General features: G+C 44.8%; 4 protein-coding genes. 2 read left to right on the top strand and 2 right to left on the bottom strand.

The genetic code is table 11. The features are described 5' to 3' along the window. Positions 1 to 90: 90 nt before the first annotated feature. Positions 91 to 570, bottom strand: coding sequence for a MarR family winged helix-turn-helix transcriptional regulator (locus RMO52_RS15730; protein WP_309737813.1), 480 nt, complete (start codon positions 568 to 570; stop codon positions 91 to 93). 48 nt (positions 571 to 618) lie between these two features. Here RMO52_RS15730 and RMO52_RS15725 point away from each other — a divergent pair, with 48 nt between their 5' ends. Further along, a complete protein-coding gene (locus RMO52_RS15725; protein WP_309737815.1) occupies positions 619 to 777 on the top strand; it encodes a hypothetical protein in 159 nt (52 codons plus the stop codon). A 43-nt stretch (positions 778 to 820) separates the two neighbouring features. Continuing rightward, positions 821 to 1,609 (top strand): 2-succinyl-6-hydroxy-2,4-cyclohexadiene-1-carboxylate synthase, encoded by a 789-nt coding sequence (gene menH, locus RMO52_RS15720; protein ID WP_310415961.1) that lies wholly within the window; start codon positions 821 to 823, stop codon positions 1,607 to 1,609. Positions 1,610 to 1,616: 7 nt separating this feature from the next. Here menH and RMO52_RS15715 read toward each other — a convergent pair. Next, the coding region (locus RMO52_RS15715; protein ID WP_310415958.1) for a DMT family transporter at positions 1,617 to 2,378 on the bottom strand (762 nt) is incomplete at its 5' end.

The following is a 2,378-nucleotide window of genomic DNA, read 5'->3' as shown; positions in this document are numbered from 1 at the left end:
GCAAAGGGTGACAGCGGAACACTGTAGAGCTTCATCAGATTAATCCTCTAAGATTTATATGTATATACATGTTTCTGATAAATTTTTAAGCTAGCTGAGATTTTTTAGATCGGATAATAGCGATAGCAACGTTTGCCACTGCTGTCGATTCTCATTCTGAGAGGCTACGCCAACGAAGTGTTGCATCACCTGGGCTTGTGCTTGCTCCCACAACGGCAGTGCCTGAGCCAAGATCGATCGACCTTCAACTGTGAGAGAAACCAATTTGACCCGTCGATCCTCGCCCGGATCGATCGCCACCAATCCCCGTTGCTTTAGTGGCTTGAGATTGCGAGTTAAAGTCGTCTGATCGGTATATAGCTCTTGCGCTAGGTGAGTAATCGGCGCAGACTCCATCATACTAATGCAAACCAGTAGGGTAAATTGGCTCAACACCAACCCCACAGGGCGTAATGCCGCATCATATACCTGCGTAATAATCCGTGAAGCGCGACGGACGTGCATTCCCATACAGGTTGCAGGTACTTGACTCACTCCAGTAAGTTGAGATTGGGGTATTCGATCTGCCATATCATATGTATATACATATTATCTAAGAATGTCAAGCGATAAGAGTTATTGAAAGTAACGACGAATAACACTGCGAGGGGCGTTGGTGAAGTCGGTACACTCACTAGTTGTGGTGCTGATAAATTTATTTTCGGCGATCGCAATGGTGTCTATTCCGTGGGTAATGGCAGTAACGGTCTCGATTCAAAATCCTTTATATTTAATTAGGGTGGCGTAGATTGGCACCCTAATTTTTTAATCTATTTTGCTCATGTATCGATGGCATTATACTCAAACTAGCACGCTGAATTTATCACCATTGCTACTACTGCATGGCTGGATGGGCAGTAGTGAAGATTATCGAGAAGTAATTGCATCCTTAAGCTGGCAATATAATTGCCTTGCGATCGATTTACCCGGACATGGTAAAACTGAAGTTATTGATGAAGAAAATGGATATAATTTTGTTAATACGGCTCTCGGCATTATTGAGTTATTAGACAGTTTGGGTGTCGATCGATGCGCGATCGCGGGTTATTCTTTTGGCGGTAGATTGGCATTGTATCTCGCTCTAGAGTTTCCAGATAGATTCGATCGTGCAATCTTAGAATCAACTTCTCCAGGTTTAGCAACTGAAATCGATCGACAAGCTAGAATCGCCAGCGATCTCCAAATTATCGATCGCTTATCTACCGAACCATTTGCTGATTTTGTCAGAGATTGGTATCGACAATCGCTATTTGTTGGTATCGATAAACATCCAGAGTTTCCATCGTTAATCGAGCTGCGAATTGCTACCAATAAACCGCACAAGCTATCTAAATCCTTGCAATTTGCTGGATTAGGAAATCAGCCGTACTTAGGCGACAGGTTAAAAGTTCATCCGCAATCGATATCATTAATTGTCGGGGCACTCGATCGCAAATTTGTAGACATCAATCAAGAGCTAGCTCGATCGTGTCCGCACGCAATCCTCAAGATCGTGCCAAATTGCAGTCATAATGTGCATTTCCAAAACCCACAGGCTTGGAGAGATTGTTTGACGAGCAATATTGATTAGTTCAATCTCATTCTTCCGCAGAATAAGCGCTAATTTTTGTCTCCAAAGGTGCCAGATCTGCTGCATCGACTGGTAGCGAGGTTTCCGTAGTTACCGGAACGCCAGTTAATTGACTCCAGATATAGTCCCGTTGATTGATAAATAGAATACTTACTAGTGTCAGGCAAACTCCACACCATTGGAGTAAATCGAGAGTTTCACCTAAAAATAAACTACCGAATAATAAGGCGAATACTGGAGTCAAAAAAGTCAAAGAACTCAGACTAGTCAGATTGCCCTTGGCTGCAAAGTAGAAAAACAACCCATAGGAGATCGCACTGCCAAATACCGTCGAGTAAGCGATCGAGATCCAATCATACCCAGTAATCGCCGTCCATTGGTTTGACTCCCAATACAACGAACCGATCGCCAACGGTACCCCGCCGATAATCATGTGCCAACCCGTTGCAATCACCGGATCGACATATTTGGTGACAAATGGGACTAAGATCGTGCCTACGGCCATTGAGAGGGCAGCTAGGAGCATCAACCACTCGCCGCGCTCCAATAATCCCGATAGATCGAATTGACTCGCGCCACTAGTCGAAATTTGACTCAACAACTCCACAGGTAAACCGATACAACTAATTCCGAGCACGCCCAACACCAAGCCACAAATCCCGATCGCGCCAATCCGCTCTTTAAATAACCAGGCGGACAACATTGCCACCGCCAGCGGCTGCGAGTCAATCATCACTGAACCCAAGCCCGCATCAGTCCTTACCAATCC

It is taken from the genome of Chamaesiphon sp. OTE_8_metabat_110, from assembly GCF_031382685.1.
Classification (GTDB): Bacteria; Cyanobacteriota; Cyanobacteriia; order Cyanobacteriales; family Chamaesiphonaceae; genus Chamaesiphon.
Note: the sequence above shows the minus strand (reverse complement) of the source record. Positions and strands in the feature narration are given on the sequence as shown.

Bases quoted from the DNA above. Each gene is read 5' to 3' on its own strand.
- RMO52_RS15730 (WP_309737813.1), bottom strand. From the start codon at position 570: ATGGCAGATCGAATACCCCAATCTCAACTTACTGGAGTGAGTCAAGTA.
- menH (WP_310415961.1), top strand. From the start codon at position 821: ATGTATCGATGGCATTATACTCAAACTAGCACGCTGAATTTATCACCA.